Raw genomic sequence first — 24,758 nt, 5'->3', positions numbered from 1 at the left:
GAGGCTGTCTATGAGGACAGCCTCTTTTTTAATCTAGTTTCAAAGGTTGTACGGCAGGTCCTTCTAGTACTTCTCCTTGAGCGTTGAAGCGGGAGCCATGGCAAGGACAATCCCAAGTTTCATCAGCCTCATTCCATTTCGTCTTACAGCCTAAGTGCGTGCATGTTGGGGCACTGGCATGTCTCATATACCCAGTAATAAACTCTTTTGCGACAAAGCCGCCAACTTTAAGCATTTGCATAAATTGTGCACCGAATTTTGTACGTGAGGGTGAATAGAGTGCAATGGCACCATCTTCACTTCTCGATCCAGTGATTAGGCTGGATAAAATGTCACCAGCAACAAAGGAATTAGAAATGCCCCACTTTCTATAGCCAGTAGCAATGAATACGTTCGGCAATGAGTTTGTAATTCTTCCTACATAAGGAACGATGTCAGGAGTCTCGATATCCTGAGCTGACCATCGATAAATGGGCTCTTGCTCAAAATGTTCTTTCATTTCATTTGAAATGGCATCATAGTAGGGTTCTGTATTGACTGTTTCCCCAGCGATATGATTCGCTCCACCAAGTACTAAAAAATGCTCGTTCTTAATTGTAGCTGTGCGAATGGAACGGGATGGGAAATCAACGGATAAATATTGACCCTGCATAGTTTCAGAAATTTTACTAGCCACCATATAAGAACGACTATTTGATAGTTTGAACAGCTTTAGTCCCTTAAAAGCCTCAATGGGATAATGTGAGCACAAAATAAGCTTCTTATATTGAACCGACATGTTCTTTTCGGTATGTAAGTTATTTTGAGCTATGTTTAATTGTTGAACCCGTGTATTTGTATAAAGCTTTGCCCCCATCGCCTGTGCTTCTTTGGCAAGAAAATTACTTACCTCTACAGGGTTTATTTGAGCTTGCTGGGACATGCATAAGGCCTTTTTAATGGGGAAGGGAAGCTCCGTTTCTGTGGTGATTTTTGATTGGATATTTAAAACTTTATAAGCATTCCATTCTTTTAATAATTGCGCATACCCATCCTTTGTTTGAGCATACAATAGTGAATCTACTTGCTTAACACTGCCTTTTGGAAGTAATTGTGTTACCTTTTCAATGGCTTGTTGATTGAGTTGGTAGTAAAGCTGTGCTTCATCAACAGATAGTTTTTCTAAAAGGTTTGCATAAACGATATTATGCTGGGCAGTTAATTTACCTGTGGAGTGGCCCGTGGTACCATGACCAAAATGGGTGTTCGCCTCAAGTAAAAGGACATCAACACCTGCTTTTGCCAAGACATAGGCTGTATAAAGACCGGTTAAGCCTCCTCCGACTATACATACATCACAAGTTGTCGATGAAGTAAGTGAAGATAGTGAGACAGATTCGGACGTAGCGAGCCAAAGAGATTGAGTCATAGATAAACCTCACAATGTTTTTATGTTCAGTATGTAGATGTACTGGTGAATTTATGCAATGAAGCATAAAAATTGCCTTGTTATTTAGTCTATCGCTACAATGTAGCAAAAGGAGAGTGTAAGTAATGAAAATTGAAATTTGGTCTGACTATGTATGTCCGTTTTGTTATATTGGTAAAAAACAATTAGAGCAAGCTATTGAAGATACTGGCCTTGGTGGGCAAGTGGAGCTGGTTTATAAAAGTTATCAACTTGATCCAAATACCCCAGTAGATTCGAATATTACGGTGTATGAATCATTAGCAAAAAAATATGGCATGTCTTTAGAAAAGGCCAAAGAAATGACATTGGGCGTTACTGCGCGTGCGAAAGAAGTAGGATTAAACTATGATTTTAGCAATCTAATGGAGGAGAATACGTTAAAGGCACATCGACTTGTTAAATGGGCAGAGCAGCAGGGAGATGTTACGGCATTAGTGGAAGCACTATTGCATAGTCATTTTATTGAAGGAAAACGTATTGGACAAGAGGAAGTATTATTAGATATAGCAGAACAAGTAGGGTTACAACGCGAGCAAGTGGCTAAAATTCTTGCTGTGGATGAATTTAAAAATGAGGTAGAAGCGGATATTCAAGAAGGGTTGCAGCTTGGAGTTCGTGGGGTTCCATTCTTTGTCTTAAACCGCAAATATGGTATTTCTGGAGCACAGCCACAAGAAGTATTCGAAGATACATTACGTAAAGTGGCTGAGGAAGAGGGCTTACAACCTGGTCTGAAAATGGCTGGTACAGGTAACGCTGGTGTTTGTACAGATGATAACTGTAAATTATAGCGCTAAAATACTATTATGACTGAGGGGCTTGACATATCAAGCCTCTCTTATTCTTTTAGTGAAAAATCTTATCTAATATTTCAGTCAAAAGTCTGAGGAAAGTATCGTTGACTTTTTAAAAGAATTTTTTTAAGATAAGTATATATCTTGAATTCGAGATAATAGACTATGTGATTTAAGGGAGATTTTATATAATGAACGTTTTAGTAGTAAAAGCAAACAACCGTCCAGACGGTATTTCAACAAAAATGTACGATACATTTATGGAAAACGTACAAGGTGTAAACGTTACAACTTTTGACGTATTTGCAGAAGATATGCCATACTTTGGGCAAGATCTTTTCAATGCGTTTGGTAAAGTACAAAATGGTGGAGAGTTAACAGACATCGAATCACGTCTTTTAGCTGCTAAACAAAAAGCGATGGATGCATTAACAGCAGCTGATTTAGTCGTATTTGCGTTCCCACTTTGGAATTTAACTATTCCAGCACCTTTACAAACATTTATTGACTATGTATACCAAGCAGGTTTCACATTCAAATACGGTGAAGATGGCCAAATGGTTAGCCTAATGACTGATAAAAAAGCGATTATCTTAAATGCTCGTGGTGGCTACTACTCACTACCAGAAGCACAGCCTATGGAAATGTCCGTAAACTACATTAAAAATGTAGCAGGCGGTGTATTTGGTATGGAAATTATCGAAGAAGTAATTATTGAAGGTCACAATGCATCACCTGATAAAGCACAAGAAATTATTGCAAATGGCCTAGAAGAAGTGAAAAAAGTAGCTCAATCACTTCAAGCGGTAAACGCATAAAAAATATTTTTTAATAAAAGACCTTTCAAATTTGAGAGGTCTTTTTTTATTTTGTGAACAGAGGTATGGTGTGGCACTGAGGTCGGATATATTGGTATTAACTATATATTCGGAATTTACATTTCCTAACATTCTATTGGATGTGCGAAAATAAAAATGATAGAAAAATGCGATTTTATAGGAAAGTAATAATCCATTCTTTTAAAAATACATATAATTAGGACTAATTATTCAGTAAAAAATACAGTTAGTTTAATATAATAGTATTTGTAGGAAAATACTAGATGAATAAGGAGGTTGTTGTATGAACAAGAAATTAATAACTAAATTCTTAGCCATGCTACTAGTTTTATTCGCGTTGATACCATTTGGATGGACTGCTAATGCTGCTTCCAATGAAGTTACACGCGCTGATTATGTAAAAGAATTAGTAGAAAGCTTAGATGTCGAGATAGGTGATGGTTCTTCCCTTACTTTTACTGATGTCTCTAAGGATTTAGCGCCATATGTAGAAAAAGCTGTACAGTTAAAACTTATAAAAGGAAAAACGGCAACTACATTTGGTCCAAACGATAAATTAACACGTCAACAAGCATTTGTTATATCTGCTCGTGGACTTGTTAGTGAAGATGCTTCCCTTGCGGTCTTAGATCAATTTAAGGATGCTGATCAAATTGCTGAAGCTTATAAACAAGATTTAGCTAATGCTGTTGCAGCAAATATCCTTCAAGCGTTCGAGGATAATACGATTCGTCCTCGTGACTATGTAACGCATGAGCAAATGGGAAGTATTGTGGAGCGCTTTGTAGCAGAATACAAGGCACCATCTCATGGAGTCTCAGTAGATCTTCAAATTTTAGGAACTACAGATATTCATACAAATTTAGCTAATTATAATTACTATTTAGATGCTCCGTCATCTGAGGTAGGTTTAGCTAATACAGCTACATTAATTGAACAAGCTCGTGCGAAAAATCCTAACACACTATTATTCGATAATGGGGATTTAATTCAAGGTACGCCACTTGGCTCTTATAAAGCGTTAGAAAGTGTATTAAAGCCAGGGGAAGTACACCCAGCTATTGCAGCGCTTAACGCTTTAAAATACGATGGCGGAACTTTAGGGAACCATGAATTCAACTATGGTCTAGACTTCTTAGATGAAGTATTAAATGATGCAAAATATCCAGTCGTAAATGCTAATACTTACGATGCCAAAACAAAAAAGCGTATGTTTACACCTTATGTCATTCTTGATAAAGAAGTAGTGGACAATGCAGGTAAGAAACATACACTGAAAGTTGGTGTGACTGGAATTGTACCAACGAAAATTGTTGAATGGGATGCCATTCATTTAGCTGGTAAAGTTAACATGCAAGAGCCTGTTGAAGCCGTAAAAGAAGTAGTACCTGAAATGCAGAAGGCTGGAGCAGACGTAATAGTTGTTCTTTCCCATTCAGGTATTGGTGAGGATACTTATGTAAAAGGCGCTGAAAATGTTGGTTATCAACTAGCTGGAATTGATGGAATTGATGCTTTGATTACAGGGCACTCTCACTTAACATTCCCAGGTGACTACAAAGATTTGAAAGATGTAGATCAAGAGAAGGGAACTATTCATGGTGTTCCAACTGTTATGGCAGGTAGCTATGGTAGCCATCTTGGTGTCATTGACCTAAAAATTGAACAACAAGGATCAGAGTGGGTTGTAGTTGATGGTAGTGGGTCATTACAATCAATCAAGCAAGAAGGTTTACAACCTTCCACTACGGTGTTAAAGGCTGTGAAACAAGCACATGAAGGCACTTTAACATATATTCGTCAGCCTGTTGGTGAAACAACTGCGCCAATCCATAGTTATTTCTCAATGGTGCAAGATGATTCTTCTATTCAAATCGTAACACAAGCACAAAAATGGTTTATTGAACAAGAATTAAAGGGAACGAAGGATGAGAAAACGCCGCTTCTTTCTGCTGGGGCTCCTTTTAAAGCGGGTTCACGAAATAATCCATTAGATTATACAAACATTCCAGTTGGTCCACTTGCCATTAAAAATATGGCGGATATTTATCATTACGATAATACTGTAGCAACCATTAAAGTGACAGGTGCACAAGCAGTAGAGTGGTTAGAGATGGCTGCAGGTATTTTTGCAACAATTGATCCGAATAAGTCAGAAGAGCAAAATATCATTGATCCAGAAGCACGCTCTTATAATTTTGATGTGTTAGATGGCTTAACCTATCAAATTGATGTAACATCTCCATCTAAATATGACCGTCGTGGTAATCTTGTTGATGAAAAGGCAAACCGTATTAAAAATGTACAGTATAATGGTAAACCAATTGATTTAAATCAAGAATTTATTATCATTACAAATAATTACCGTGTTGGTGGTTCGTATGGAGCGACATTTAAAAATACGGACGGCTCCAATATAACAAACTATGCTTATGAAAATCGTCAAGCTGTAGTTGATTATATTATGGCAAATAAAACAATTAACCCTGCTGCGGATAATAACTGGTCATTTGTACCATTCCCAGCTAAGACAAAAGTTGTTTATCTATCTGCAAAAGATGCACAAAAATTTATCTCAGCAAATAGTGGCATTGAATATTTAGAGGATACAGAGGCAGGATTTGCTAAATATTTAATTAAATAAAACAAAAAGAGAGAGTGCGATTTAATCGCTACTCTCCCTTTTTTGTCTTTCAAATGTATGAAAGCGAGTGCCCTGATATGTTAAAAGGCCAGTGTCACCCTCAACTAGCTGTCCAAAATCGCGACCATTCACTTTTAATTCCTGACGCTCCCCATTTCGTTCTTCAAACGTGATGAAATAAGAAGTATATGCCGCAGAATGATTGGAACCTCCCCGAATATTCGTACGTTTTGTCACAACCTTAACGGGTCTAGTAAAGGTTTGTGATTGATTATTGGTAGACCAGGTGACAGTAGCTTTAATAAGGCTGAAAGCGATGCTACCAAAAACGATAAAAAAGACGATTGTAATAAAGCTCGATTCAAATGTAATCCCGTTATGAAACCATAGCATTTATAGTTCCCTCTTTCCTTAAGGTAAATCTATAACTAAAGGGGGCTTAACTCGACATCTACCACTATGTCAATCTCATCACTGATTAATACGCCGCCTGTTTCTAAAATCGTATTATAGACTAAATTAAAATCACGGCGATCAATTTGTGCCTTTGCCTGAAAGCCATATACTTCTTGTGCCCAAGGATTAACACCGTTTCCTGTATATACTGTTGTAAATACGATAGGCCTTGTTATATTTTTAATCGTTAAATCCCCATGTATCAAAAAATTATTATCATTTTGTTTATCAATATATGTAGAGGTAAAGACTATTTTTGGATAAACGTCTGCATCAAAAAAGTCTGGAGACACAAGGTGTATATCACGGTCATGATTTTTTGTGGAGACACTAGCCACTGCAATGGTAATAGAAATACTTGCATCCTGCATTTTCTCAATATTGACTGCAGCAATTTCAGCGTTGTACGATTCGAATGTACCGTGAATTTTAGATATCATCATATGTCGTACAGAAAAGCTAAGTGTGGAATGACTGACATCAATAGTGTATTTTTTCATATAAAAACCCCCTAAAACAGCATTCTACAACGAATAATAAAGTAAACAAATACCATATTCAATGTATTTTTCATAAATAGGAAAGGATAACCTTCTATAAAAGTGTAAACTGTGAACATTTACAATACGTAAATAAATAGTTAGTCACATTACTGATATCTATGGCATTTTATGATTAGGAGGACAGATGTTTTAACGATGGTAAGTTCCGCCGTGATTATGAAAAGACGAAAATTCAAAAGTTACTTTTTGTAATTAAGTATATAAAAGTGTATAAATTATGTTATGTAAATAAGTTACTCTAAATTTACATTTCCTTTAATAATCGTTACAATAGGTACATAGAGGTGAAGAAATATGAATGAGACAACTTTATGTCCTCGTTTAGCTAAAGCAATGGATTTAATTGGAAAACGATGGACGGGTTTAATATTATATCAATTATTAGATGGATCACAGCGTTTTAATGAAATAGAGTCAGCATTACCTGTTAGTGGGCGTTTATTATCAGAACGCTTAAAGGAACTGGAAAAAGAAGGGCTTGTTGAACGTAAAGTGTATTCTGAGGTTCCAGTACGAGTTGAATATTCATTAACAGATAAAGGGCAAGCATTAGAAGGGGCTATCCGCAATATTGAAACATGGGCAAGTAGCTGGCTCTAAAATAAGTCCTTTGTCCTTTAGGTAATATTGTGCCAAAAACGACACTTGGAATGACTGTCAATTTTCTTTATAATATTCATCATCTCTGCACAAGACCTACCTGTCTTTTTATGTGAGATAAAAATACCCTTCATTTTACTTGTCAAATTGGGGTTCTAAATCCATACTGGTGTAGAGTAAGAAGGACGTTAGAAAGGAATTAGCTCTCATGACAAAACAACAATGGGCAAAGGATTTAGCGAAGAGCATTAGTCCTGCCAATATTAAGTTAGATGAATCTTTACAACAATATACAATGACAAAATTAGGTGGCAAAGCAGATGTTTTTGTTCTTCCTGATACAGAAGAAGAAGCAGCATTTGTAATTCGCTATGCATATATAAATAATATTCCTTTATTAATGTTAGGTAACGGATCTAATATGGTTGTTCGTGATGGTGGTCATAGAGGAATCGTTGTTACATTTTCAAATTTAGATGAAATTCGGATTAATGGTGAACATGTTTATGCCCAAAGTGGTGCGCTGATTAAAGATGTGTCAAAACTATCCGCAAAAGCAACCTTAACAGGCTTTGAATTTGCCTGCGGTATCCCTGGATCAATAGGCGGTGCAATGGCTATGAACGCAGGAGCTTATGGCGGTGAGATTAAAGATATTATTGTTTCATCTAAGGTGTTAACAAAAGAGGGAGAAGTTTTAACCTTGTCAAAGGAAGAGCTTGAACTTGGCTATCGTAAAAGCATTATTGCGAAGAAAGGCTATTATGTGTTATCCTCAGAGTTCCAATTAGCTACTGGCAAACAAGATGAAATTGATGCGAAGATTGCCGACTTAACATTTCAGCGAGAATCAAAGCAACCATTAGAATATCCATCTGCTGGAAGTGTTTTTAAACGTCCACCAGGTCATTTTGCAGGTAAGCTTATTCAAGATAGTGGCTTACAAGGCAAAGGGGTAGGCGGTGCAGAAGTCTCTACAAAGCATGCAGGTTTTATTGTCAATAAAGGCAATGCTACTGCTTCTGATTATATAGCAACTATTCAAATGGTACAGCGTATTGTGAAGGAAAAATTTGGTGTCGAATTAGAAACAGAAGTTAAAATTGTTGGTGATGATCTATAATGGAACGCTCTTCGCTTGAGTCGAAGGGCGTTTTTTTAAGGAGTGAGGATAAGATGAAATTTATTTCATGGAATGTCAATGGGATTAGGGCTTGTCTGGGGAAAGGCTTTCTAGATTTCTTTCATCAAATAGAGGCAGATTTTTTTTGTATCCAAGAAACTAAATGTCAGGCTGGACAAGTGGAGCTTGCGCTAGATGGATATGAGCAATATTGGAACTATGCTCAAAAGAAAGGCTACTCTGGTACGGCTATATTTACAAAGCATACACCGTTGTCCGTTAAGTATGGAGTTGGAGATGAAGATTCTCAGGATGAGGGTAGGATTATTACTTTAGAATATGAAGATTTTTATTTAGTAAATGTTTATACACCCAATGCACAGCGTGATTTAGCGAGATTACCACTTCGCCTAACTTGGGAAGAGCATTTAGCGAGCTATTTACAAGACCTGAATAGCAAGAAGCCAGTTGTCTATTGCGGAGACCTAAATGTTGCACACACTGAAATAGATTTGAAAAATGCTAAATCGAATATAGGTAATTCAGGATTTACATATGAGGAGCGTGCAAAATTTTCGGAGCTTTTAGCAAGCGGTTTTGTAGATTCTTTCAGATACAAGCATCCAAATGAAACTGACCATTTTACATGGTGGTCCTATATGAATAAAGTACGTGAACGAAATATCGGTTGGCGCATCGACTACTTTATTGTTTCGGAGCAATTAAAAAACCAAATAAACCAAGCAACTATTCACCCGCACATCATGGGCAGCGATCATTGTCCCATTGAATTACAACTACATGTCTAGCATTTAAAATCGTATTTTCTATATGGAAATACGGTTTTTCTTTGTAAGAATAATAGAATTATAGTAGTTCATTCAAAAAAAGAGACTAATGAAAGGAAGCTAATATACAGATAGATATGTTTTTTAACAATGCTCTGTAGCCTAGGTATATCCAATTGTTTATACTAGTCTAATAGTGGGTGTTGACAGAAAATTGTATTTATAGAGTGAATTACTTACATGAAAAACAAATATCCACCTGCTATAATCTTTTGGACATTATTTTAAGGATTTTGAGAGGTAGTAAGGAATATAGTGCACAGAGGGGGTAATAAGGTGGAAAAGAGAAAGTTCAAATGGAGAAAGTGGCTCATCGTCATTGCAGGAATCGTAGCGACTTTAGCAATCGTAGCTTTTATCGGATTTACATGGTTTATGAATAAATCTAAGCCGATAATTGATGGTGAGTTAGCAGTCAATATTTTAGATCAGGATGTGAAGGTTACAAGGGATGACAAAGGGATTCCTCATATTTTTGCAAAGACAGATGCTGATTTGTATCGCGCGCAAGGTTATGTTCAAGCACAAGATCGATTGTTTCAAATGGATTTAGCAAGAAGACAGGCGAGTGGCCGATTATCAGAGATTATTGGAGAAGCGACGATAAATACGGACAAACATTTTCGTACTTTTAGCTTACGCAATGCCGCTGAGAAATCACTCGCGGCTTATGATGAGGAAAGCAAGCAAGTATTAAAGTGGTATGCAGAAGGGGTAAATGCATTTATTGAACAGGCTAAGGAAAATAAAACTTTAAGCTATGAATTTTCTTTATTGGGCTACGAGCCAGAGGAATGGTCCGTCGTGGATTCTTTAACGATTGGGAAGTATATGGCTTATGATCTGGGGGGGAATTGGAATACACTTGCCTTCCGACACTGGGCTTTACAAAATTTTGATGAAGATAAGGCGAAAGAATTATTTATTAAATATCCTGAGAATGCCTCATCTATTATTGAGGCAAATATTCAAAATCCTGTTGCGGTAGTAGGGCAATTTAATCCAAATCTATTGCCTAATGAATTTAATGGCAGTAATAACTGGGTTGTTTCTGGAGAGAAAACTAAATCTGGCACACCTATTTTGGCGGATGACCCTCACCTAGGTTTAAGTACTCCATCTATTTGGTATCAGATGCATCTGCAGTCCCCGCAACAAAATGTTAGTGGTGTCATTTTTGCAGGAATTCCAGGTATTATTTTAGGTCATAACGATGATATAGCATGGGGTGTAACAAATGTTGGCCCAGATGTGCAGGATTTATATATTGAAATACCAAATCCTAATAATTCCACACAATTCCGCTACGATGGGAAGTGGGAGCAGGCCGAGATACGTGATGAATCTATTAAAGTGAAGGAAGGAGAAACTGTAGACTTTGAAGTGGTTGTGACACGCCATGGTCCAATTATGACGGATCTGGCATTCAAAGATACCAAGCCAACTGCACAATTTTCAATGCAGTGGACAGCACTTCAGCCGACTGCAGAATTACGTGCAGTAATTGGTTTTAATAAAGCGAAATCCTGGGATGACTTTGAAAAAGCTTTAGAAGACTTTAAGGCCCCTGCGCAGAACTTCGTTTTTGCCTCGAAGGATGGCACAATTGCTTATAAAGCAAATGGTCAAATCCCTATTCGTAAGATAGGCGATGGTCAATTGCCAGTTCCAGGTGATTCTAGTGACTATGGTTGGGAGGGTTTTATTCCATGGGATGAGCTGCCAACAGTAGTGAATCCAAAGGAAGGCTTTATTGCGACCGCTAATAATCAAGTGGTAGGAGAGGAATATCCTTATCACATTACAGATTTCTGGGCTCAGCCTTACCGTTTTGAACGGATTAAAGAAGTACTTGAGGCGAATGATTCGATAACGGTTGAGGATATGATGAACTTGCAAATGGATCAACATAATCTCTATGCAAGGGAATTCCTTCCTAGTTTATTAACATCGATAAAAGCGCAAGATCAGGATGGTAAGTACGCAGAGGTTATCGCTATGCTAGAGGATTGGGATATGGTTGATGCTAAGGAATCAGGAGCACCACTCGTATTCCATACACTGATGACCAAATTACAGGAAGTATTGTTTAAAGATCAAATGCCTGTAGATATGTACAACATCATGCATGGGAAATTTAATATTACAGATCAGCTTTTACGGACGGCCTATGCAGGTGGTAAGAGTATTTGGATAGAGGAGCAAGGTGGGGTTGATGCAACCGTTTACAAGGCACTTGAGCTTACTATTACACAATTAGAAGATCAATTTGGTAAAAATGTTTCTAAGTGGACATGGGGCGATTTTCACCAGCTCACTTTTAATCATACTTTAGGAGGTGCTTCGCCAATTTTAGCTGCCTATTTTAATGCTAAAAAGGTGCCAATTGGTGGCTCCAAGGTGACGGTACAGGCTGCAGATAATGATCTTTCTGGTAATGTGGATCATGGTGCTTCTTGGCGTTTTGTTGTGGATGTGGGTGATTTAGGCTCAGCCTATCATATTGTTGGACCTGGTCAAAGTGGTCATATAAAGTCGGATTGGTACCAAGACCAAGTAATTGATTGGGCAAATGGTGATTATCATCAAACTTTTGTAAAACAGGAAGATATTAAAGGTAAAACATTAAATTTAAAAGCGCAGTAACAAAAAAGATTAGCGTACTTATAAAGTACGTTAATTTTTTTTACTAGGATATAAATCACAACATTCAAACATTCATTTGAATAAGATGGAATAATATGTTACATTGAATACAATCAAACGAATATTTGAATGAGGTGAAAGACTATGCCGAAAGAAATTTGTGAGGTGACTCAAGTACATGAAGAAGCTGTCACCAAGGTACAACAACAAATGCCTGATTTATCAGGGGTAGCAAAGTTTCTAAAAGCATTATCTGATGAAACAAGACTTAAAATTGCCTTTGCTTTAACGGTGGAGGATGAATTATGTGTTTGTGATGTAGCATCGATTATTGGCTCGTCAGTCGCAACAGCATCACATCATTTACGTTATTTAAAAGATAATAATTTAGCAAAGTCACACCGCAAAGGGAAGCAAATGTATTACTCTTTAGCGGATGAGCATGTATTTCAAATTGTAACAATTGCCTATGAACATGCGAAAGAGGGGATTGCGAATGGTAGCGACGCCAACTAAACAAGAATACAGATTGCAAAATCTTTCCTGTGCCAGCTGTGCTGCGAAGTTTGAGAAAAATGTAAAGGCCATACCAGAAGTGGAGGATGCACAAGTCAATTTCGGTGCTTCTAAAATAACAGTAGTCGGCAACATTAGTGTGAACCAAATTGAAGAAGCAGGTGCTTTTGATGGGATCAAGGTGTCCCAATCAGCAGTGAGAGCAGTTGAAAAATCTATACCTTTTTACCGTAAGAAAGAAAATATTTTGGCAGGGGTATCTTTGTTCTTTGTCATACTAGGATATTTATTTGTTTCTATGCAGGGAGAGACCAACCCAATCCCGATAGCCATGTTCATCATAGCGATTCTTGTAGGGGGAATGGGTATTTTTAAAACGGGCTTCCGTAATTTAGCTCGCTTTGAATTTGATATGAAGACCCTTATGACTATCGCTATTATTGGCGCTGCTATTATTGGGGAGTGGGAAGAGGCGGCAGTTGTAGTCTTTCTATTTGCTGTAAGTGAAGCACTTGAAGCCTATTCCATGGATAAGGCAAGACAATCTATACGAGGGTTGATGGATATCGCTCCACCAACAGCTATCATCAAAAGAGCACATGGTGAACATTTTCATGAGCTTGAACTGCGGACGGAAGACATTGAGATAGGAGATATTTTAATTGTAAAGCCTGGGCAAAAGATTGCCATGGATGGTATTGTCATTAGCGGGTTATCTGCAGTGAATCAAGCAGCTATAACAGGTGAGTCTATTCCGGTGAATAAAACAGTGAATGATGAAGTATTCGCAGGTACATTAAATGAAGAGGGCGCGCTTGAGGTTCGTGTGACAAAGCGAGTAGAAGACACAACAATTGCTAAGATTATTCATCTTGTAGAAGAGGCACAGGCAGAGAAAGCCCCTTCTCAGCAATTTGTTGATCGATTTGCCAAGTATTATACACCAGCTATTATAATTATTGCTTTTTTAGTAGCTATCATTCCACCTTTATTTATGGGTGATTGGCAGCACTGGATTTACCAAGGTTTAGCGGTGTTAGTAGTAGGATGTCCTTGTGCACTCGTTGTTTCTACACCTGTGGCTATTGTCACTGCGATTGGCAACGCAGCAAGACAGGGTGTCCTTATTAAGGGCGGTATTCATTTAGAACAATTAGGACATATTGAAGCGGTAGCCTTTGATAAAACAGGTACATTAACCGAAGGACAGCCAGCAGTCACAGATATAGTGACAATGGAAGGTTGGTCAGAGGACTATGTACTACAGCTTGTAGCTGCAGTAGAAAAACAATCTCAACACCCTTTGGCAAAAGCCATATTAAATAGATTACATGATAAGAATTTATCTGAGCTAGTGCCTACTGATTTCCAATCAGTCACAGGCAAAGGAGCCTTTGCAACGGTTGATCAGCAGATTATTTATGTAGGCAGCATGAAATGGGCTTCGACACTAGGTTCTATCGATAAAAATATAGAAAATCAGGTTAAAAAACTGCAGGAACAGGGTAAGACAGTAGTAGCAGCGGTTTCGAAAAGCCAACTCATTGGATTAATTGGGATTGCTGATCAATTACGTCATGAAAGTAAGGATGTATTGCTAAAATTAAAAGCCCTAAAAGTTAAGCATATGGTGATGCTAACAGGTGATGCAGAGCCTACTGCCCAAGCTATTGCTACATCATTACAGGTAACAGATGTGCGTGCTGGTTTATTACCAGAGGAAAAATTAATGGCGATTAAAGATTTACGTGCACAGTTTGGAGCCGTAGCAATGGTTGGAGATGGTGTAAATGATGCGCCAGCATTGGCAACTGCAAATGTAGGAATTGCAATGGGGGGAGCAGGTACAGATGCAGCTCTCGAGACAGCGGATATTGCCTTAATGGGTGACGATTTAACAAAGCTCCCATACACCATTGGCTTAAGCAGAAAAACACTACGTATTATCAAAGAAAATATTATTTTTGCCCTAGCCTTAAAATTAATTGCGTTGCTGCTAGTTATCCCCGGATGGCTAACGTTATGGATTGCAATTTTTGCAGATATGGGCGCAACCTTATTAGTTGTTTTTAATTCATTAAGACTAATAAAAGCAAAAAAGTAGTAGGTAAGATGTGATTTAACAGGAAAAAGTAGGAGATTAATCTTACTTTGACACTACTAATTTTGTGCGAATAGATGCTACTAGTGATTCTTGAAAAAGAACTTTTTAAAGGCTATTATAGTTTCAGGAGTAATGTAAGCATTCAATATAAATGAGGCGAAAGTTTGAATAAGTCAGATCCTATTTTAGTAAATGTTACAGAAGAGATTGTGCGTGGTTTAGTAAGCTTTTTACTACGAGGACCGGAATATCAAACATTTTGTAAATGCGAAACCTGTGAACTCGACACGGTGGCACTTACACTAAATGCATTGCCGAGTAAGTATGTTACATCAATGGAAGCTAGAGACGAGGCATTTAAGGAAATGAATACTCCTGAAAGTATTGAGCGCATTAACAAAGAGATTATTCACGCGTTACATGTGGTAAATAAGTATCCTCGACACAAAGTGGAGCCTACTTCTTAAATGAAGAGGCTCTTTTTAAGTTGTACAGGTAGTGATTTTCTGGCATATGTATTTTCAGTTAACTTTTAAGCCAAGCTTGTAGTAAACTAGAGAGTAAGAAAAGGAAAGAGAGGGAAAAAGATATGCCAACACCTAGTATGGAGGACCATATCGAACAAATTTATTTACTAATCGCTAACAAAGGATATGCGCGAGTGTCTGACATTGCTGAAGCATTATCTGTTCTTCCTTCTTCTGTTACAAAAATGGTTCAAAAATTAGATAAAGATGGTTATTTAGTTTATGAAAAATACCGTGGACTGACATTGACGCCGAAAGGTGAAAAGCTTGGTAAGCGTCTTGTGCAGCGTCATGAATTGCTCGAGCAGTTCTTACGAATGATTGGTGTGGATGAAGAGCGTATATATAATGATGTTGAAGGAATAGAGCATCATTTAAGTTGGAATTCAATCGATCGTATAGCAGATCTTGTGCAAGTAATGGAAGAGAATCCAGACATCGTGAAAAAATTAGAGGCATCAAAGACACAGCACAATCTATAAAAAGATGGTGTGAGGGAAAGGGAGACAATATGGACGCATTAAAATCAGGTGAAGTCGTTACATTAACGGTATTAGAGCAACAAACATCCAAATGGATTTTAACAAATGGAGTTGAAGAACTACCTTTAAATGCTTCAGAGGTAACAGAGCCGCTAACAGTAGGTGATCGCCTTGAAGTATTTTTATTTGTAGATCGACGAGGAGACCTAGCCGCTACAACAGCTATTCCAGCTTTTACACAAGGAGAATATGGTTGGGCAAGAGTGCTAAAAGTAGTAGAACGTGAAGGGGCTTATGTAGATATTGGTTCCTCCCGTGAAGTATTAGTAAAAGCAGAGGATTTACCACCATTAAAAGAGGTGTGGCCGGTTCCAGGTGATCATTTATTTATGACACTACGAACAGACCGGAACGGTGATTTATTTGGGCGATTAGCAACGGAAGAGAAGATTTCTGAGCTATATGAAGGTGCATTTGAAGATTTGCATAATAAAAACATTCAGGCACGTCCATATCGTTTGTTACCAGTTGGCTCGTTTTTACTAGGTGTAGAACATCCATATCGTATTTTTGTACATGAATCAGAGCGCAGTGCGGAGCCACGCTTGGGACAAGATGTAGTAGTTCGAATTATTGATGTAAAAGAAGATGGCTCCATGAACGGTTCTCTTTTGCCACGAAAACATGAGCGTCTTTCCGATGATGCACAGCAAATTTTGAGCTATCTACAGGATGTTGGGGGCAAAATGCCATTTGGTGATAAGTCCTCTCCTGAAGAAATTCAAGAAATGTTTCATATGAGTAAGGGTGCCTTTAAACGTGCATTAGGAACATTGATGAAAGCTGGTAAAGTGAAGCAACAGGACGGCTGGACGGAAGAAGCCTAGTGGACGATTGATAAACCAAAGACAAGCGATAAGAGACATCCTTGAAACCTTCTCTTCTTTTTTACGTACTAATAACTGTATAGTGGTATACATTATACGGGCTAATTATGAGGTTTTATCGAAAGGGGTCACACGATTTGAAAAAAGCTTGGATTAAAATTCTAACAGCTACTATGTTAGTATTCGGTGTGATGGCACCAGCAACAGGGTTTGCAGCTGATAATACGCCTCCGAAAGCAATTGATGAAAAGTTAGGCGTACCAATCGTTGTATATGGGGCAAATTTATCTGAAGCTGAAAAAGAATCAGTAAAGAAATCATTAAAAGTAAGTGAAGAGCCTGAAATCGAAGAAATAACGGTATCAGGTCAGGATTTAGTTAAATACATTAAAGATAGTAATTCAAGTTCCCGCATGTATTCTTCTGCTAAAATTACGCGTAGAGATGCAGGGGACGGTCTAGTAATAGAAATTGTCACACCCACAAATATTACACAGGTGACATCTGAAATGTACGCGAATGCCATGTTAACGGCGGGGATTGAAGATGCCACAGTACAGGTGGCTGCACCTAAGGCGGTAACAGGGCATTCAGCGTTAGTAGGTATTTACAAGGCCTACGAGGTCACTACAGGTGAAACGCTTGATATTGAACGAACAGATGTAGCAAATGAAGAGTTATCAGTTGCAACATCTATTGCTGAATCTGCAGGTGTGGATGATGCAAAGGTTGCTGAATTACTAACCGAAATTAAAAAGCAAATTGCTGAAACAAAGCCAGCTACACGTGAAGACGTTGAAAAGATCGTTCAAGAGCAATTAAACAAGCTGGAAATTAATTTAAGTGAAAAGGATCGTCAATTGCTCGTAGATTTGATGGATAAAATCAGTAAACTGGATATTGATTTTAGTAAATGGTCTGAACAGTTAAACGATATTAGTAATACGATTCAGGAGAAGTTTGGCTCTCTCATGGAGGATAAAGGATTCTGGGAAAGTGTGAAAACCTTCTTTGCTAATCTAAAAGATACTATATCTTCTTGGTTTAACTAACAATGAAAAATAAAAGAATCCGTCATACTCATTTACTAGAATGAGTAGACAGATTCTTTTTATTTAGAAGAGTCGCAAGCTTTGTGAAAATACAAAAAGCTATGGTACTATGAATAAAAGGAGTGGTGAGAAATGGAATTCCAATTACAGCAATTAGCAGGAAATAAATTTGCATTTTTGAATGAGCAAGCAGGGGAAAGGCTTGCCGAAATTACTTGGCAGCAAAATGGGCAAGTAATGGTAATGGATCACACATATGTATCAGATAAGCTCCGCGGTCAAGGGGTGGCCAAACAATTGCTTGATCAGGCAGCCCAATATGCACGTCAACACGACTACAAGATGGAAGCTGTTTGTTCCTATGTAGTAGCTGCCTTTGCCAAATCAGATGCATATAATGATGTAAAACGATAAAATAAAGGCAATCTGCTTATAGGTAAGCGGATTGCCTTTTAATTACTAAAGTAAATCATTTAAGCAGCTCCTTACAAAAGAATGACACCATAAATTAGTATGGTTAAAAGGCCTGCCCCACCTACTAATGAAGCCATGTCTACCCAATCGTACGCTAAATCGAATTCCTTCATTATAATCACGCTCCTATTTTAAGTATTAATTCATTAATTCCCATTACTTGCTTTTTGTAATCATAAATAATTATATAATTATGATAAATGTCGAAAATTATGCTGAATTTTAATAGAAGAATGATAAGTACGGCGGATATTAAGCAAGTATACTTTTTATTTTTATATATATGCAGATAGAGATAAAAAAATAAATGTTTATTCTTCTAAGAATAGGGAAAAACTATAGTACAGAGCTAGTTTCTATATTTTTAGGAGGTAATAAATATGGCTAAACGAAAAGGAACAGGTGTTGTCATTGCAGGATTAGCGGGATTAGCAGCATCTTATTTAAGTAAAAAAGAGAACCGTGATAAAGCACTATCGATGTTTAATAATATGAAATCAAGATTAGAATCTTATCTGACAACAGGGCCGGATATGCATGACAATATTGCAGAACGCGTATCAACAGAGGTGGCAACAGAGGCTGGTACTTCTCCAACGAAGATTGCCTCAAATGAGATGGTAGCTGAAGGTGGAGGACATACTGGTGTCCACTTCTATAATGAGGAAATTCAAGACAAGGAAAAATAACCAAAAAACCTTCTCATCTATGTATGAGAAGGTCTTTTGTGTGGGAGTAGGATTGCTATTGCAAATATTAATAATATAATTCCCGTAAAGATAAAGCCGCTAATCACTCCAAGTGATAGCCATCCTAACAAGGAAGACCCTATTACTACACCAAGAGAGAAAAATGCATAGAAATAACCATATGCTTTTCCTCGTATTTCAGCGGTTGTGGAATCTATTAAGAGTGAATTTATGGAAGGGAAAAGGAATCCAAACCCTACTCCATAACATGCCATTGCTAAGTAAAGTAAAGAGCTAGAATCCGCTTGGCTAATTAATAATTGGCTTAATCCCATTAATCCAATACCAAGTGACAATGTTTTTAGGGGATTTACTTTATCAAAAATACGATTAGTTGGTAATAGAAAAACGAGTACAGCGATAATACCAAATGTGCTCATCAATGTGCCACTTAAACGGGAGTCAAAGCCTAAAGATTGGACTTTGAGCGGTAGAAGATAGGCGATTACACCTTGTGAAAACATTAAGAAGAAGGCTCCTGAAAATGCCTTTAATGTTCCTGGATTATTAAAGAATACACTTATCGGAATATATGTACTTGGTGCCGATTTCTCTTTTTTTACTTGATTTGCTCTTAGTAAAAAGAAAGAAAGGATCCCTAATATAAGCATAAAGCTTGCAGTGATGTTAAAAACGAATGGGACACTTGTTCGGCTTGCTAGAATGCCACTAAAAGCAGGGCCAATAATGGCAGCAATACCAACAAATGCGCCAGATATAGCACTGCCCTTACCTCTTTTTTCGTGTTCGGTAGCGTTTGCTAGAAAGGTAAAGGCGGCAGGTACAATGAAGCCTGCAACAAGTCCATGAATAAATCGGACTCCTAAAAGCGCAATAGGCTCCTCTATTAAGTTATAGAGTGTTAACGATAAACCTGTTGTTAAGAGACCAACAATGAGTATGATAAAAGGTCCTTTGCGATCCGTTAAAAAGCCTGAAATGATATTACCAAATGTATTGGATAACGAATACATACCTACTGCAAGGCCTGTAAGGAATGCTGATGCTCCTAAAGACTCTGCATATGTACTCATAACAGGTAGCTGGGTAAATAGGTCGAAAAAAGAAAAGAAAATAATGACATAAATAAATTTTTTCATAGCTCCTCCCATGAATTAGAACAAATTAGTAAGTTAGTTGCATATATTCCTATTATAACATTTCCAATAAAAAAGAACGCCCAATAAGTTTTCACTTAGTAGGCGTCCTGAAAATTGAAGATTAAGCTTTTGAAACTTCTTTTTTCATTGTTTTGTTTTTAGCAAGGTTTACATGCCAAGAAAGTGCTTCCTCTAAAAGGTGAGGTGTTTGATGGCTACCAGTTGCTTCGACAGCACGGTTGTAGTAATCCCATAATTGCTCTTTATAATCTGGGTGTGCACAGTTTTCAATAATTAAAGGTACACGTTCTTTTGGTGCAAGACCACGTAAGTCAGCGATACCTTGTTCTGTTACGATAACATCTACATCATGCTCAGTATGGTCAACGTGAGATACCATTGGTACGATAGAAGAAATTGCTCCACCTTTTGCGTATGATTTTGTAACAAAAATACCAAGGCGTGCGTTACGAGCGAAGTCTCCTGAACCACCGATACCGTTCATCATACGAGTACCAGAGACATGCGTTGAGTTTACGTTACCATAGATATCTAACTCAAGAGCTGTGTTGATTGAGATTAGACCCAAACGACGGATAAGCTCAGGGTGGTTAGAAATTTCTTGTGGACGTAAGCAAATTTTATCAGCATATTTTTCTAAATTGCCATATACTTTTTGCTGTAATTCTTCAGTCAGTGTAATTGAAGTGGCAGCGGCAAATTTAACTTTACCTGCATCGATTAAGTTAAATACTGCATCTTGAAGTACTTCTGATGCCACGATTAAATCTTCAAATTCTGAATCTGCAAAGCCATCAAGTACAGCGTTTGCAACAGAACCAACACCAGATTGTAATGGCATTAATTGTTTTGTTAAACGACCTGCTTTAATTTCATCGCTGAAGAAGTCTAATAAAATGTTTGCCATAGTTTGTGTTTCTTCATCTGGAGGTACGATTAATGAAGGAGCATCTGGCTCTTCAGAAATAACAATTGCTTTAATTTTAGCTGGATCCACTTTAATACCGATATCACCAATGCGTTGCATAGCGTCTGTCATTGGAATAGCTTCACGCTTACCTTGTTCACCAGGTACATAAATATCATGGATGCCGATTAAGGCTTCTGGGTGTGAAATGTTTAACTCGATAATAATATTTTCTGCATATTCTGCAAAGATAGGTGAGTTACCTACAGAGTTTGTTGGAATAATTAATCCATCTTCAGTAATAGCAACCGCTTCAAGAATTAAATACTTGATTGGTCCGATAATTCCTTGGCGCACTAGCTCAGCATTATGAGAAAGGTGAGCATCTACATATAAAACATCCCCAGAGTTAATTAAATTACGGATACCAGCGTCTCCTTGGAATGGTCCACGTTTACGAATGGCACCAGCTTCTGCTAAGTACTTATCCACTTCTGGTCCTAATGATGCACCTGTATATACATCAATTTTGAATTCTTCATTTTTAGCTCGCTCAACTAAAGCCATTGGCACAACTTTTGCGTCCCCAGCACGAGTAAAACCACTCATCCCAACTACATCACCGTTAGAAATAAGTGCTGCTGCTTCTTCAGCAGTGACAATTTTACTCTCAAGTTCTTTTAAACCTAGGCGTTTTTGAACATTTGCATCCATAAAAAAATCCTCCCCTAAATAATTTTGATGGAAACCGATTACAAAACTAGAAAAAACATTTGAGAATTTTCTGTTTATTCAGTTGTAGTATGACTCCAACCATTTGAATAATACTATCACCAAATTGTCACAATTACTTTATGAATAGCATTAAATTGAGTAAAAAAAGGAAAATCGAGCATTAAGATGATTTTTCGACAGAGAAAACGTTTTATTGTAGAGCTGTATAAATATAGGTGATTTACACATTAAAACTATGCGAAAATTGTTAATAGGGGACAAAAGGAGGTTTCATAGGCATCAAAAAATACAGCGAACAATCCACATACATTGCTCGCTGTACTTATAATTAGAAACCTAAAGAACGACGGAAGTAGCTTGCATAGCGTTGGCTAACAGGGATACGAGTACCATCTTTCATAATTAATAAAAACGTTGAGTGAGAATCTGGTTGAATTTCATCGATGTAGTCAATGTTAACGATGTAAGAGCGGTGACAACGAATAAATGAATCAGGTGCTAAAAATAGCTCTAGATCACTTAGGTTTAAACGGTGATAACCTTCACGAGACATTGTTTTAACAAATGTTTTACGGAGCTGTGTTTCTAAATAAATTACTTGATCGTGCTTAATTGGGTACCAGCAGTCATCGATTTTAATTGTAATGTAGTTTGTTAAGAATGCTGATGGTTTTTGCGGGAAGATAGCAGTAATAGCTCCTTTAGTTTCGCCTTCCTCCATTAAAGGAATACTCATACCGTAATAGGCTACACCGAAAACATCAGGTTCGATGTAAGAGCTAATTTTTTGACCATAGCTTAGGGCTTTGTGAGCCGCTGAACCTTCTTTAATAGGATCGCCTGGTTTAATCTTTAAATCAACTTTTTTACTTGGCTGGTAATACAAATACTCATTGGTATCAGAGATAGCAATGGAAGTATTCTCTGGGAAGAATTCCTTAATGATCTCCATAATTTCTTCTATTTGTTTTGGTTCCACTTTAAACACCTCGTCTAAACTTTTAAAAATAGTATTATCATCTATTTTACTACATAATCGTATAAATTATATAGAGAAGATTTAGGAATAAAATAGAAAAATGTCGATTGACTCATTATAATGGTGTAATTTGTCTTGTATAATTTGTAAATAAATTTATATAATGACTAATTTATTTTGATAGGTATATGGTAAAATTTAATTGTTAGGATTAAGTTTACAAGGTTTCTACTATGTCTATGTGATAAATTAGAACTAGAGTAGCAATTAAAATGTGGTTGAAAGGAAATCGCAGAATATGGTAAAATTCACTGTATAGTCTATTTTCTTGTGTTCTGGTGTTTAAGTTAGGTTATTTATAAGGTTGTTTTTTTGAAAAAATGTGAAATAGGACTCAGTTCTTAAGATAAATTAATAAATACTATTTTCTTATTTTTATTCAATTGGGATTGATGTCAAATATTGTAATGCAGTTCGTGCACTCTGAGGAAAGATGGGGAAGATTATGCAACTACATCAACATTCTATGTCAGAAACGATTTCCAAAAGATACTTCCAAGAAATCGATAATATAAATCAATATATCGGCGTCGAAGAATTTTTTAATATTGAGTCGAAATTAATTTTTGAAATTTACCATTTAGAATCCGCCAAAGCGAAGAAATCTTTACATGAGTTAATTGATATTCTTTCAATCCGTTTTGGTAAACAGGTCATTAAAATTGTTCGAGGTTATTTTTCTGTTTTGTCTTCGATTGTTGCTCGAAAATTGCTAGACAATCAAGTACCTTCGAAAAAGGCATTTGCTTTCAATATTGCTTGTAATGACATGATTGAAAACCAAATGAAAGACGCAGAATTTTTGCAATTTGCCGATGATTTAATTGATTTCTTTGTTTATTTTATTGCAGATCGCAAACAACCGACTTTCCGACATCAAACTGTCAACAAGGTGATCATGTTTATAAATGATGAATTGGAGAATGATTTAACCGTGGAAAGTATAGCTAACAACTTCCATATAAGTACTAGTCATTTATCGCGTATTTTTAGAGAACATGTAGGTATTACACTAGTTGAATACTTAAATGTTCGACGTGTAGAAGAGTCACAATATTATTTACGACATACAAACAAAAGTATTACATCTATATCTGATCAATTCCATTTCTGTAACCAAAGTTATTTTACACGAATCTTCAAAAAATATACGGGTGTTACGCCAAAGCATTTTAGAGATGAACTTCATCATGAATTTTATCGATTTGAAATGGCTGAGACAGAATTACAAAATGCATAGCTTTTGAATAAAAAAATAAGAGGTGCGGAGATGTTTAGTCATATTGCTAAAGCTCGCACCTTTTTTTTATGAAAATAACAAACATAAATAGTAGCACTTGCTATTTGATAAAGACAGACCCTATAAGGTATACTTCACAGTAGTTGATAAATTATAGTAGGTGGAAAAATGAAAAATTTGAAACTATTTTCAATGCTTGGGCTAGCTGTTTTTGTTCTTAGTGGCTGTCAAGCAGTGCAAAACAAAGAAGGTATTTTCTATAGTATTTTTGTAAAACCTATGGAATTTTTACTGGAATTTTTCGGGAACGATATCTTTGCAGGTAGTTATGGTTTAGCAATCATTGCGATTACCGTACTCATCCGTTTAGTCTTAATGCCGATTATGTTGAAAAATTATCGTCAACAACAATTGATGAAAACAAAAATGGATGCGTTTAAGCCTGAGATGGAAGCAGTTCAGAAAAAAATGAAAGAAGCTAAGACAAAAGAAGAGCAAACGCAATATCAACAAGAAATGATGGCTCTCTATCAAAAGCATGGCATTAATCCATTAAATATGGGATGCTTACCAATGTTAATCCAAATGCCAATTATTATGGGTCTTTATTTCTCGATTTTATATTCAACAGATGTGAAGTCACATGAATTTTTATGGTTTAGCTTAGGGTCACCTGATATCGTCATGACGATTGTAGCGGGTGTTGTATATCTCGTTCAGGCACGAGTATCATTATGGACTGTACCTGAGCAGCAAAAAGCCCAAATGAAAATGTTTATTTATATTTCACCAATTATGATTGTCTTTATTTCAATGTCATCAATGGCAGCATTACCTTTATATTGGTCAGTCAGTGGTGCGTTGTTAATTCTTCAAACATATATTGGCCGTAAATATTATTCGCAACATCCAGAAAAAGCAAAATAATTCATTCATGTCGAGGCGCCTTTGTTGCCTCGATT

At 36.9% G+C, this 24,758-nt stretch carries 23 protein-coding genes; 17 read left to right on the top strand and 6 right to left on the bottom strand.

Annotated elements, in window-relative coordinates:
• Positions 1-28: 28 nt before the first annotated feature.
• Complete coding sequence (locus tag ACOZBY_RS14930) at positions 29-1,408, bottom strand: FAD-dependent oxidoreductase (protein WP_099805353.1); 1,380 nt, start codon at positions 1,406-1,408, stop codon at positions 29-31.
• 125 nt (positions 1,409-1,533) lie between these two features.
• Here ACOZBY_RS14930 and ACOZBY_RS14925 point away from each other — a divergent pair, with 125 nt between their 5' ends.
• From ACOZBY_RS14925 to ACOZBY_RS14915, 3 genes are all read left to right on the top strand, one after another.
• Positions 1,534-2,241: a DsbA family oxidoreductase gene (locus ACOZBY_RS14925; protein ID WP_031416513.1), complete on the top strand. Its 708-nt coding sequence runs from the start codon at positions 1,534-1,536 to the stop codon at positions 2,239-2,241.
• A 194-nt stretch (positions 2,242-2,435) separates the two neighbouring features.
• Positions 2,436-3,062 (top strand): FMN-dependent NADH-azoreductase, encoded by a 627-nt coding sequence (locus tag ACOZBY_RS14920; protein WP_036217634.1) that lies wholly within the window; start codon positions 2,436-2,438, stop codon positions 3,060-3,062.
• Between the two features lie 304 nt (positions 3,063-3,366).
• Positions 3,367-5,727: a bifunctional 2',3'-cyclic-nucleotide 2'-phosphodiesterase/3'-nucleotidase gene (locus ACOZBY_RS14915; protein ID WP_036217631.1), complete on the top strand. Its 2,361-nt coding sequence runs from the start codon at positions 3,367-3,369 to the stop codon at positions 5,725-5,727.
• A gap of 21 nt (positions 5,728-5,748) precedes the next feature.
• Here ACOZBY_RS14915 and ACOZBY_RS14910 read toward each other — a convergent pair whose 3' ends face one another.
• The gene (locus ACOZBY_RS14910) at positions 5,749-6,120 is read right to left on the bottom strand and encodes a DUF2500 domain-containing protein (protein WP_099805352.1); all 372 of its coding nucleotides are present in this window, start codon (positions 6,118-6,120) and stop codon (positions 5,749-5,751) included.
• A gap of 35 nt (positions 6,121-6,155) precedes the next feature.
• Positions 6,156-6,683 carry a YceI family protein gene (locus tag ACOZBY_RS14905; RefSeq protein ID WP_031416508.1) on the bottom strand — a complete coding sequence of 176 codons (528 nt, stop codon included), beginning with the start codon at positions 6,681-6,683 and terminating at the stop codon, positions 6,156-6,158.
• A gap of 357 nt (positions 6,684-7,040) precedes the next feature.
• Between ACOZBY_RS14905 and ACOZBY_RS14900 the strand changes: the two genes are divergently transcribed.
• The 12 genes from ACOZBY_RS14900 (at position 7,041) to ACOZBY_RS14845 (ending at position 18,694) form a co-directional block, all read left to right on the top strand.
• Positions 7,041-7,346: a winged helix-turn-helix transcriptional regulator gene (locus tag ACOZBY_RS14900; protein WP_012295817.1), complete on the top strand. Its 306-nt coding sequence runs from the start codon at positions 7,041-7,043 to the stop codon at positions 7,344-7,346.
• Positions 7,347-7,554: 208 nt separating this feature from the next.
• A complete protein-coding gene (gene murB / locus ACOZBY_RS14895) occupies positions 7,555-8,469 on the top strand; it encodes a UDP-N-acetylmuramate dehydrogenase (protein ID WP_012295816.1) in 915 nt (304 codons plus the stop codon).
• 53 nt (positions 8,470-8,522) lie between these two features.
• Positions 8,523-9,278 (top strand): exodeoxyribonuclease III, encoded by a 756-nt coding sequence (locus ACOZBY_RS14890; protein WP_012295815.1) that lies wholly within the window; start codon positions 8,523-8,525, stop codon positions 9,276-9,278.
• A 315-nt stretch (positions 9,279-9,593) separates the two neighbouring features.
• Complete coding sequence (locus tag ACOZBY_RS14885; RefSeq protein ID WP_012295814.1) at positions 9,594-11,963, top strand: penicillin acylase family protein; 2,370 nt, start codon at positions 9,594-9,596, stop codon at positions 11,961-11,963.
• A 144-nt stretch (positions 11,964-12,107) separates the two neighbouring features.
• A complete protein-coding gene (locus ACOZBY_RS14880; RefSeq protein WP_008177117.1) occupies positions 12,108-12,479 on the top strand; it encodes an ArsR/SmtB family transcription factor in 372 nt (123 codons plus the stop codon).
• Complete coding sequence (locus ACOZBY_RS14875; protein ID WP_416277840.1) at positions 12,460-14,583, top strand: heavy metal translocating P-type ATPase; 2,124 nt, start codon at positions 12,460-12,462, stop codon at positions 14,581-14,583. The genes ACOZBY_RS14880 and ACOZBY_RS14875 overlap by 20 nt, the downstream gene beginning before the upstream one ends.
• A 164-nt stretch (positions 14,584-14,747) precedes the next feature.
• Positions 14,748-15,050: a late competence development ComFB family protein gene (locus tag ACOZBY_RS14870; RefSeq protein WP_031416504.1), complete on the top strand. Its 303-nt coding sequence runs from the start codon at positions 14,748-14,750 to the stop codon at positions 15,048-15,050.
• A gap of 122 nt (positions 15,051-15,172) precedes the next feature.
• Positions 15,173-15,592 (top strand): transcriptional regulator MntR, encoded by a 420-nt coding sequence (gene mntR / locus ACOZBY_RS14865; RefSeq protein ID WP_008177112.1) that lies wholly within the window; start codon positions 15,173-15,175, stop codon positions 15,590-15,592.
• A 29-nt stretch (positions 15,593-15,621) separates the two neighbouring features.
• Complete coding sequence (locus ACOZBY_RS14860; RefSeq protein ID WP_012295811.1) at positions 15,622-16,479, top strand: CvfB family protein; 858 nt, start codon at positions 15,622-15,624, stop codon at positions 16,477-16,479.
• A 137-nt stretch (positions 16,480-16,616) separates the two neighbouring features.
• Entirely contained in the window at positions 16,617-17,531 is a 915-nt protein-coding gene (locus ACOZBY_RS14855; protein WP_012295810.1) for a DUF1002 domain-containing protein, read from the top strand.
• Between the two features lie 132 nt (positions 17,532-17,663).
• Positions 17,664-17,945 (top strand): GNAT family N-acetyltransferase, encoded by a 282-nt coding sequence (locus ACOZBY_RS14850; RefSeq protein ID WP_012295809.1) that lies wholly within the window; start codon positions 17,664-17,666, stop codon positions 17,943-17,945.
• Positions 17,946-18,385: 440 nt separating this feature from the next.
• The gene (locus tag ACOZBY_RS14845) at positions 18,386-18,694 is read left to right on the top strand and encodes a hypothetical protein (protein WP_008177106.1); all 309 of its coding nucleotides are present in this window, start codon (positions 18,386-18,388) and stop codon (positions 18,692-18,694) included.
• Positions 18,695-18,711: 17 nt separating this feature from the next.
• Here ACOZBY_RS14845 and ACOZBY_RS14840 read toward each other — a convergent pair whose 3' ends face one another.
• From ACOZBY_RS14840 to ACOZBY_RS14830, 3 genes are all read right to left on the bottom strand, one after another.
• Positions 18,712-19,854, bottom strand: coding sequence for an MFS transporter (locus tag ACOZBY_RS14840; RefSeq protein ID WP_031416502.1), 1,143 nt, complete (start codon positions 19,852-19,854; stop codon positions 18,712-18,714).
• Positions 19,855-19,975: 121 nt separating this feature from the next.
• Entirely contained in the window at positions 19,976-21,496 is a 1,521-nt protein-coding gene (locus ACOZBY_RS14835) for a succinate CoA transferase (RefSeq protein ID WP_031416501.1), read from the bottom strand.
• Between the two features lie 349 nt (positions 21,497-21,845).
• Complete coding sequence (locus ACOZBY_RS14830; RefSeq protein ID WP_008177095.1) at positions 21,846-22,496, bottom strand: LytTR family DNA-binding domain-containing protein; 651 nt, start codon at positions 22,494-22,496, stop codon at positions 21,846-21,848.
• Between the two features lie 505 nt (positions 22,497-23,001).
• On the opposite strand from ACOZBY_RS14830, the gene ACOZBY_RS14825 reads away from it, so the two are divergent.
• A complete protein-coding gene (locus ACOZBY_RS14825; RefSeq protein ID WP_031416499.1) occupies positions 23,002-23,796 on the top strand; it encodes a helix-turn-helix transcriptional regulator in 795 nt (264 codons plus the stop codon).
• 168 nt (positions 23,797-23,964) lie between these two features.
• Positions 23,965-24,723, top strand: coding sequence for a membrane protein insertase YidC (yidC, locus tag ACOZBY_RS14820; protein ID WP_012295804.1), 759 nt, complete (start codon positions 23,965-23,967; stop codon positions 24,721-24,723).
• Positions 24,724-24,758 lie beyond the last annotated feature (35 nt).

Source organism: Lysinibacillus sp. NPDC056220, from assembly GCF_049315265.1.
In the GTDB taxonomy this organism is placed as follows: domain Bacteria; phylum Bacillota; class Bacilli; order Bacillales_A; family Planococcaceae; genus Lysinibacillus; species Lysinibacillus pinottii.
Note: the sequence above shows the minus strand (reverse complement) of the source record. Positions and strands in the feature narration are given on the sequence as shown.

Coding starts and splice junctions, on each gene's coding strand:
- ACOZBY_RS14930 (WP_099805353.1), bottom strand. CDS start 1,408: ATGACTCAATCTCTTTGGCTCGCTACGTCCGAATCTGTCTCACTATCT.
- ACOZBY_RS14925 (WP_031416513.1), top strand. CDS start 1,534: ATGAAAATTGAAATTTGGTCTGACTATGTATGTCCGTTTTGTTATATT.
- ACOZBY_RS14920 (WP_036217634.1), top strand. CDS start 2,436: ATGAACGTTTTAGTAGTAAAAGCAAACAACCGTCCAGACGGTATTTCA.
- ACOZBY_RS14915 (WP_036217631.1), top strand. CDS start 3,367: ATGAACAAGAAATTAATAACTAAATTCTTAGCCATGCTACTAGTTTTA.
- ACOZBY_RS14910 (WP_099805352.1), bottom strand. CDS start 6,120: ATGCTATGGTTTCATAACGGGATTACATTTGAATCGAGCTTTATTACA.
- ACOZBY_RS14905 (WP_031416508.1), bottom strand. CDS start 6,683: ATGAAAAAATACACTATTGATGTCAGTCATTCCACACTTAGCTTTTCT.
- ACOZBY_RS14900 (WP_012295817.1), top strand. CDS start 7,041: ATGAATGAGACAACTTTATGTCCTCGTTTAGCTAAAGCAATGGATTTA.
- murB (WP_012295816.1), top strand. CDS start 7,555: ATGACAAAACAACAATGGGCAAAGGATTTAGCGAAGAGCATTAGTCCT.
- ACOZBY_RS14890 (WP_012295815.1), top strand. CDS start 8,523: ATGAAATTTATTTCATGGAATGTCAATGGGATTAGGGCTTGTCTGGGG.
- ACOZBY_RS14880 (WP_008177117.1), top strand. CDS start 12,108: ATGCCGAAAGAAATTTGTGAGGTGACTCAAGTACATGAAGAAGCTGTC.
- ACOZBY_RS14875 (WP_416277840.1), top strand. CDS start 12,460: ATGGTAGCGACGCCAACTAAACAAGAATACAGATTGCAAAATCTTTCC.
- mntR (WP_008177112.1), top strand. CDS start 15,173: ATGCCAACACCTAGTATGGAGGACCATATCGAACAAATTTATTTACTA.
- ACOZBY_RS14860 (WP_012295811.1), top strand. CDS start 15,622: ATGGACGCATTAAAATCAGGTGAAGTCGTTACATTAACGGTATTAGAG.
- ACOZBY_RS14850 (WP_012295809.1), top strand. CDS start 17,664: ATGGAATTCCAATTACAGCAATTAGCAGGAAATAAATTTGCATTTTTG.
- ACOZBY_RS14845 (WP_008177106.1), top strand. CDS start 18,386: ATGGCTAAACGAAAAGGAACAGGTGTTGTCATTGCAGGATTAGCGGGA.
- ACOZBY_RS14840 (WP_031416502.1), bottom strand. CDS start 19,854: ATGAAAAAATTTATTTATGTCATTATTTTCTTTTCTTTTTTCGACCTA.
- ACOZBY_RS14835 (WP_031416501.1), bottom strand. CDS start 21,496: ATGGATGCAAATGTTCAAAAACGCCTAGGTTTAAAAGAACTTGAGAGT.
- ACOZBY_RS14825 (WP_031416499.1), top strand. CDS start 23,002: ATGCAACTACATCAACATTCTATGTCAGAAACGATTTCCAAAAGATAC.
- yidC (WP_012295804.1), top strand. CDS start 23,965: ATGAAAAATTTGAAACTATTTTCAATGCTTGGGCTAGCTGTTTTTGTT.